Genomic DNA, 6,673 nt, shown 5'->3' with positions numbered 1-6,673 from the left:
CACGCCGCGCTCGACCCGCGCGAGGTGCCGGCCGCGCTCGCCTTCCTCGGAGAGCCCGAGAAGCAGCCGGCGCTGGCCGAAATCGCCCGCCTGCGCGCCAGCCTCGACGGGATCGGCGCCAAGCGTCCGGCGATCGAGTGGGGGCTGCGCTGGGGCGAGGTTCGCGCGCCGGATTGTCCGGCGCCGTCCCTGGTGCATCGCGATTTCCGCACCGGAAATTACATGGTGGATGCATCGGGCCTGACCGCGATCCTCGATTGGGAATTCGCCGGCTGGGGCGATCCCGCACAGGATCTCGGCTGGTTCTGCGCCGCCTGCTGGCGCTTCGGCCGAACGGATCTGGAGGCCGGCGGCATCGGCTCCCGGGCGTCGTTCTACCGGGGGTACACGCAGGAGAGCGGCCGGACCATCGATCAGGCGAGCGTCGCCTATTGGGAGGTGATGGCGCATCTGCGCTGGGCGGTGATCGCCCTCGAACAGGGCGCCCGCCACGTCTCGGGCCGGGAATTCTCGTTGGAACTGGCGCTCACCGGCCGAATGGTACCCGAGCTGGAGCGGACGATCCTGCGGGCGACCGCCCCGGAGACTTGGAGCTGACAATGCAGGACGTACCCTCCGGCGCCGCGCTCCTCGATGCCGCCCGCCGGGCGCTGACGGAAGAGGTCGTCCCCGGCCTCACCGGCCGCCCGCGCTACGTCGCCCTGATGGTCGCCAACGCGATCGGCATCGCCGCCCGGGAGATCGCACAGGCGGACCGGCTCGGGGAGGCCAGCGCGCGGCTGTTGGGCGGCGCGGACCATGACGCCCTGGACGACTTGGTCGACTTGATTCGATCCGGCGCACGCGATGCCGATCCGGAATTGCACACCCGCCTCAGCACCGCGACCGAGGCCGCCGCCGACATCTGGAAGCCGTCGAAGCCCGCAGCCTGACGCTCGAACCCGGGGATATCCAACCCACCCCCTCATCCTGAGAGGCTGTGAGTTTTTCGATCGATCATCCTTCGATTTCCATGCACCCGACGCCTTAGCGGCGCCGGACGGGCCTATGCCGCCGGCATGAGCCGCGGGTCCCCTCTCCCGTGCGGGAGAGGGGCAGGGTGAGGGATGCGCGTTTTCCGGAAAGACCTGATCCCTCACCCCAGCCCTCTCCCGCACGGGAGAGGGGGCGCGTCGCGCTCCGTCATCGACCTCGGGTGCAAACCTTCGGGGGGACGTCCCACCTGGGATCGCGAGCCTGGATGAACCTTCAAAGGAATGCTGCAGCGTCATCGTCTGTCGCGAGCGATGAATCGAGAGACCCACGGCCTCTGAGGCGGCGCCTCGGAGCGGAGCCCTCGACGGAGGGCTCCTTCGAGTCCCGCTGAGGCGGGCTCCTCACGATGAGGGGGCAGGTGGGATACCCGCCGTCAGACAGGATCCGACAGCCCCCGGGCCTGCTCGCGCAGGACGAACTTCTGGATCTTGCCGGTCGAGGTCTTCGGCAGGGGGCCGAAAACCACCGTCTTGGGCACCTTGAACCGGGCCATCCGCTCCCGGCAGAAATCGATCAGCTCGCGGTCGGTGGGAGCGGCCGCACCCGGCTTCATCTCCAAAAAGGCGCAGGGGCTCTCGCCCCAGGTTTCGTCCGGGCGCGCCACCACGGCCGCCAGCATCACGGCGGGATGGCGCATCAGCACCTCCTCGACCTCCAGACTGGAGATGTTCTCGCCGCCCGAAATGATGATGTCCTTGGCCCGGTCCTTGATCTCCACGGAGCCGTCGGGGTGCCAGACCGCGAGGTCGCCGGTGCGGTACCAGCCGCCGGCCAACGCCCGCGCGGTGGCCTCGGGGTTGCCGAGATAGCCCTTCATCACCGTGTTGCCGCGTAGACAGATCTCGCCGACCGTGGTGCCGTCCTGCGGCACCGGCCGGTCGGTGGCGGCATCGAACACGACGACACCCTCCAGGGTCGCCAGCGCGACGCCCTGGCGCGCCATCCGGGCGTAGCGGTCCTGGTCCGGGAGGTCTGCCCAGTCGGGCTGTTCCAGGCAGACGGTGGCCGGCCCGTAGCTCTCGGTGGCGCCGTAGAGGTGCGTCACCTCGAAGCCGAGTTCCTCCATGGTGCGGATGATCGTCGAGGACGGCGCGGCCCCGCCCACCGCACAGCGCACCCGATGCCGGAAGGGCACGCGGTCCGAGGCCGGCGCGTGGGCGATCATCGAGAGCACGATCGGCGCGCCGCACAGGTGCGTCACGCGGTGCCGGGCGATCAGCGAGAAAATCGCCGCCGGCTCAACCTTGCGCAGGCAGATCTGCGTCGCGCAGGCCGCCACGCTCGCCCAGGGGTACGACCAGCCGCTGCAATGGAACATCGGCAGGGTCCAGAGATAGGCGCTCTCCGCGGTGAGGCCGAAGGTGACCGCGTTGCCGAGCGCCTGAAGGTAGGCGCCGCGATGGCTGTAGACCGCGCCCTTCGGGTCGCCGGTGGTGCCCGAGGTGTAGAGCAGGCAGAGCGATTGCCACTCGTCGGCCGGCCCGGGCCAGGCATAGTCCGGGTCGCCCCCGGCGAGCAGGGTCTCGTACGGGACCGCGCCGGCGATGCCGGTGGCGCCAATCTCCACGATCAGGATAGGCTCGGCGCGATCGGTGAGCGCCCGGGCGGCCAGCGCACCGTACTCGGCCTCGACGATCAGCACCCGGGCACCGCCATGGTCGAGGGAGAACGCGATGGTCGCCGGATCCAGGCGGGTATTGAGCGGGTTCAGCACCGCGCCCAGCATCGGCACGGCGAAATGCGCCTCGATCATCTCGGGCACGTTGGGCGCCAGGATCGTCACCGTGTCGAGGTGCCCGATCCCGCGCCCGGCCAGGCCGGAGGCGAGGCGGCGGCACCGCGCGTACAGCTCGCCGTAGGTCAGACGGCGATCCCCATCGATCACCGCGACCCGCGCCCCGACGGAGGCGGCGGCCCGGGCCAGCAGGCTGGCCGGCGTGAGCGGGACGTAGTTCGCCCGGTTCCGGTCTAGCCCGGTCTCGAACGGATGAGAATCGGAGTCCCGGGCGGCCGCGCGGGGCGGAACTGTCTCCGTCATCGGTGGGCCTTCTGATCGGGCGGCTGGCGTGGCGTGCGCAGGCAGAGAGATGACGTCGCGTCCGTCCGGACTGTCAATCGGGGTGCTGGTTACAGCCAGTGTCGGTCATCATCGGCCGCGCCGGCGCGGAGGACCCGGCGCGGAGGACCCGGCGGGGTGGCCCGAGGTCTGTCACGCTGCAGCGGTTGACGGCGGCCCCGCCCTGACGGATGCCGGATCCGGTGCCTGACCGGGCGGTCATGGCAGTCGGCGGGGGAGGGGCTCGTGAAGGACGACAATCTACCGATGGTTCGGCCGCCACAGGCCGGGCGCGAGATGGCCGAGGGCAGTGTTGCCCGGGTCCGCGAGGCCTACGAACACTTCGCCGAAGCCGGCGAGATGGCGCTGAACGCCTTCGAAACCTCGATGGCTCAGACGTTCGAGGGCTGGCGCTCGGTGATGGGCTCGAGCCGGGAGACCGCGCACCAGCTTTCCGACAGCAACGTCGCGGGCACCCGCAGGATGCGCGAGCAATGGGAGGCCGCCGGGGCGCGCCTCTACAACGCGTTCGAGGACAATGCCGGCCACTCGATGGCGGCGATGCGGGAGATCGGGCATCGCATGCTGGTCGCCTCGGACACCAACGTCCGGGCCTCACTGGATTTCGCCGAACGCCTCGCGAAAGCGGCCGACGCCCGCGAGGTGGCGGCTTTGCACGTGACGTTCATGCAAGAGCAGTCGCGCCGCCTCACCGACCAGATGGTCGACCTGCACCAGACCACGACCCGCCTGGCGCGTGAGGCCGCATCGCGCACGGATACCCCGTGACCTCCGCCGCCGCCGAGAGGCCTGAGGCGGCCGCCCCCGAGCCGATGCCGCGCCTGGACGATCTCAGCCGTGCCGACGTGCCGTTCCGGGCCGGTCATTTCGCGGCCTACGCGCCGCACGACTTCCATCGGATCGCGTATGTCGAATGGGGCGACCCGGACAGCCCGCACGTGGTCGTGTGCGTCCACGGCCTGAGCCGGCAGGGCCGGGACTTCGATCCCCTCGGCTACAAGCTGGCGAAGATGGGTTACCGGGTGGTGTGCCCCGATCTGCCCGGGCGCGGGCTGAGCGGCTGGCTGAAGGATCCGGAACTCTACGGCCTGCCCCAATACGCCGCCGACATGGCGGCGCTGATCGGTCACCTGCGGATCACGGGCAAGATCGACTGGGTCGGCACGTCGCTCGGCGGCCTCACCGGGATGGTGCTGGCGGCCTCCGCCAACACCCCGATACGCCGGATGGTGATCAACGATATCGGGCCGTTCCTGCCCTGGGCGCCGATCCGCCATATCGGCTCACGACTGCGCGATGCTCCGCGGCTTCACCACAACCTGGCCTCGGGCGAGTCGCGCCTTCGGACCGTCCTGGCGGCCTTCGGCCCGCTGACGGACGAGCAGTGGCGCCACATCGCCAAGCACAGCTTCTTCCCCGAGCCCCACGGCGGCTGGCGCCCCCACCACGACCCGGCCATCGGCGACGCCTTCCGGCCCGGCCGGGTCTACAGCGTCAGCATGTGGCGCGAATGGGACGCGATCACCTGCCCGGTGCTGCTGCTGCGCGGCGAGCGCTCGGAGCTGCTCCTCGCCTCGACCGCGGACGAGATGACCCGCCGCGGACCGCCTACCGAGCGCATCGAGATCCCGGATTGCGGCCACGCCCCGGCCTTGCTCGACGCGGAACAACTTCGCATCGTCACCGACTGGCTCGGCCCCGCCGCGTGATCGACAAGGATCCGCGGCGACCGAATCGGCGCCGATCCGCATCCCGCCAGTTTAGACAAAACCGAATCACTTGCGCCGTAGGCAATCGTGCAAGGGCGACCGGTTGCCGGAAGTCCCCGTCTGCGTAGTCGGTGATGCCAGAATTGATCGGCCGTTGCACTCTGTATCGATCGCCTTGAAGCCATTGAGAAACCAAGGTGGCTATGCTCGCCCTGCATGGTCGCGCAAGCGTGACCATTCATTGCACACTCAGCTGCACTGTGGCATCAACATGCGACCCGGCTGGACCTTGGCCGCTCAATGTTGCACCTGTGGGTTGTGAGCTGCGGCTTAAGATCCGCACGACCACGCCCGCCGCAACCTGAAGAAGTTCGGACTCTCCACCATGTCCAACCCAACCCCCAAGCCGAAACAGACCACGGCCATCGATCACGGGGTCGGCAGCCGCATCGCGTTCCTGCGCGCGGCCAACGGGCTGAGCCAATCCGCGCTGGCGAGCGCGCTGGGCGTCAGCTTCCAGCAGGTCCAGAAGTACGAGACCGGCAAGAACCGGGTCGGCGCGGGTCGCCTCCAGGCGATCGCCGAGCGCCTCGGCGTCCCGGTCTCGAGCTTCTTCGAGCCCGAGCCGGAGGCCGCCTCCGAGAACGGCCCCGCGCTGCTCCGGATCGCCGGTGCCGTGGAACTGCTCCGCGCCTACAATCAGATCGGCGACGATCAGATGCGCCGGGACGTCATCGCGCTCGTGAAGTCCGCGGCCCGGATCGGACATGGTCCCACAGCGGCGGACGGCGCCCCGCACCGAGCCACAACCAACGGCGTGGCCGCACCGTCGGCCTGACGCCCCGGTCGGCATCGGTTGACCGGCCCCGTCCGCTGACACACGTCGTCTCGCGAAGTCATTTCGGGAGGCGCGGGCGATGTCCGCTTTAGACCTGACGAACCTCTACACCGATCTCGACCTTGCAGCCGCCGAGGAGGTTGTCACCGTCTTGCACACGGCGCCGGGCCTGCGGGTGGAGCGCATCGTCTCGACCGGACAGGCCAGCCCGCCGGGATTCCACTACGATCAGCCCCATGCCGAATGGGTGGCGGTGCTTGTGGGATCCGCCGACTTACGCTTCGCCGACGAGCACGCGCCGCGCACCGTGTCGGCCGGCGATACCGTCCTGATCGAGCCCCGTCGTCGGCACCGCGTCGAGCGTACCGATTCGCCGACGATCTGGCTGGCGATCCATTTCGGGCCCGAGATCGCAGCGGACGTTCGCGACTGAGGCGCCCTCAGGCGGCGAACCGCGCCACGGACACCGCTGTGTCGCCGTAGACCCTTCGCTCCAGCGCGGTGAAGCCCGCGGGCCAGTCCAACTGGACGCCCTCGGCTTCCTCCACCACGGCCAGGGCGCCCGGCGACAGCCAGGAGCCGTTGGCGGCGCTTGCCAGCGCCTGCGGCGCAAGCCCACGATTGTAGGGCGGATCACAGAAGACGAGCGAGAACGGAGCCGTGGCCCCGGCCGGACCGAGGCGCGTCGCGTCGCGCCGAAACAGCCGGGTCACCCCCTCGGCGCCGAACGCCTCGATGTTCGACCGGATCACCGCACGGGCCTCGGCGCCTTCGTCGACCAGCAGCGCGTAGGCCGCGCCGCGCGACAGCGCCTCGAAGCCCAGCGCGCCCGTGCCGGCGAACAGGTCGAGCACCCGTGCCCCGGCGACGACCTCGTCGTAGGCGTGGGTCAGCACGTTGAACAGCGATTCCCGGAGCCGGTCGGAAGTCGGCCGGATCGCGTCGGTGCGCGGGGTCGCGAGCCTACGGCCGCGCCACGCGCCGCCAACGATCCTCATCGGCCTCCGCGCGGCG

At 70.0% G+C, this 6,673-nt stretch carries 8 protein-coding genes; 6 read left to right on the top strand and 2 right to left on the bottom strand.

Features of this window, described 5'->3' with window-relative positions; all coding sequences use genetic code 11:
* Together FV228_RS16975 and FV228_RS16970 are read left to right on the top strand one after the other, a co-directional pair.
* The coding region (locus FV228_RS16975; RefSeq protein ID WP_147855704.1) for a phosphotransferase at positions 1 to 597 on the top strand (597 nt) is incomplete at its 5' end.
* Between the two features lie 2 nt (positions 598 to 599).
* Positions 600 to 932, top strand: coding sequence for a DUF6285 domain-containing protein (locus FV228_RS16970; protein ID WP_147855703.1), 333 nt, complete (start codon positions 600 to 602; stop codon positions 930 to 932).
* A 476-nt stretch (positions 933 to 1,408) separates the two neighbouring features.
* Here the strand turns inward: FV228_RS16970 and FV228_RS16965 are convergent, their stop codons facing one another.
* Positions 1,409 to 3,073 (bottom strand): AMP-binding protein, encoded by a 1,665-nt coding sequence (locus FV228_RS16965; protein ID WP_147855702.1) that lies wholly within the window; start codon positions 3,071 to 3,073, stop codon positions 1,409 to 1,411.
* 264 nt (positions 3,074 to 3,337) lie between these two features.
* Here FV228_RS16965 and FV228_RS16960 point away from each other — a divergent pair, with 264 nt between their 5' ends.
* The 4 genes from FV228_RS16960 (at position 3,338) to FV228_RS16945 (ending at position 6,092) form a co-directional block, all read left to right on the top strand.
* Positions 3,338 to 3,880 carry a phasin family protein gene (locus FV228_RS16960; protein ID WP_147855701.1) on the top strand — a complete coding sequence of 181 codons (543 nt, stop codon included), beginning with the start codon at positions 3,338 to 3,340 and terminating at the stop codon, positions 3,878 to 3,880.
* The gene (locus tag FV228_RS16955) at positions 3,877 to 4,821 is read left to right on the top strand and encodes an alpha/beta hydrolase (RefSeq protein ID WP_238259487.1); all 945 of its coding nucleotides are present in this window, start codon (positions 3,877 to 3,879) and stop codon (positions 4,819 to 4,821) included. Before FV228_RS16960 ends, FV228_RS16955 begins: the two co-directional genes overlap by 4 nt.
* Positions 4,822 to 5,206: 385 nt before the next feature.
* Positions 5,207 to 5,659, top strand: a complete 453-nt coding sequence (locus FV228_RS16950) for a helix-turn-helix transcriptional regulator (RefSeq protein ID WP_147855700.1) — start codon at positions 5,207 to 5,209, stop codon at positions 5,657 to 5,659.
* A 79-nt stretch (positions 5,660 to 5,738) separates the two neighbouring features.
* Complete coding sequence (locus tag FV228_RS16945) at positions 5,739 to 6,092, top strand: cupin domain-containing protein (RefSeq protein ID WP_147855699.1); 354 nt, start codon at positions 5,739 to 5,741, stop codon at positions 6,090 to 6,092.
* 7 nt (positions 6,093 to 6,099) lie between these two features.
* On the opposite strand, the gene rsmD is transcribed toward FV228_RS16945, so the two are convergent.
* Complete coding sequence (gene rsmD, locus FV228_RS16940) at positions 6,100 to 6,657, bottom strand: 16S rRNA (guanine(966)-N(2))-methyltransferase RsmD (protein WP_147855698.1); 558 nt, start codon at positions 6,655 to 6,657, stop codon at positions 6,100 to 6,102.
* Positions 6,658 to 6,673 lie beyond the last annotated feature (16 nt).

This window comes from Methylobacterium sp. WL18 (assembly GCF_008040015.1).
Lineage (GTDB): Bacteria > Pseudomonadota > Alphaproteobacteria > Rhizobiales > Beijerinckiaceae > Methylobacterium > Methylobacterium mesophilicum.
This window is presented reverse-complemented; position numbering and strand designations above follow the sequence as displayed.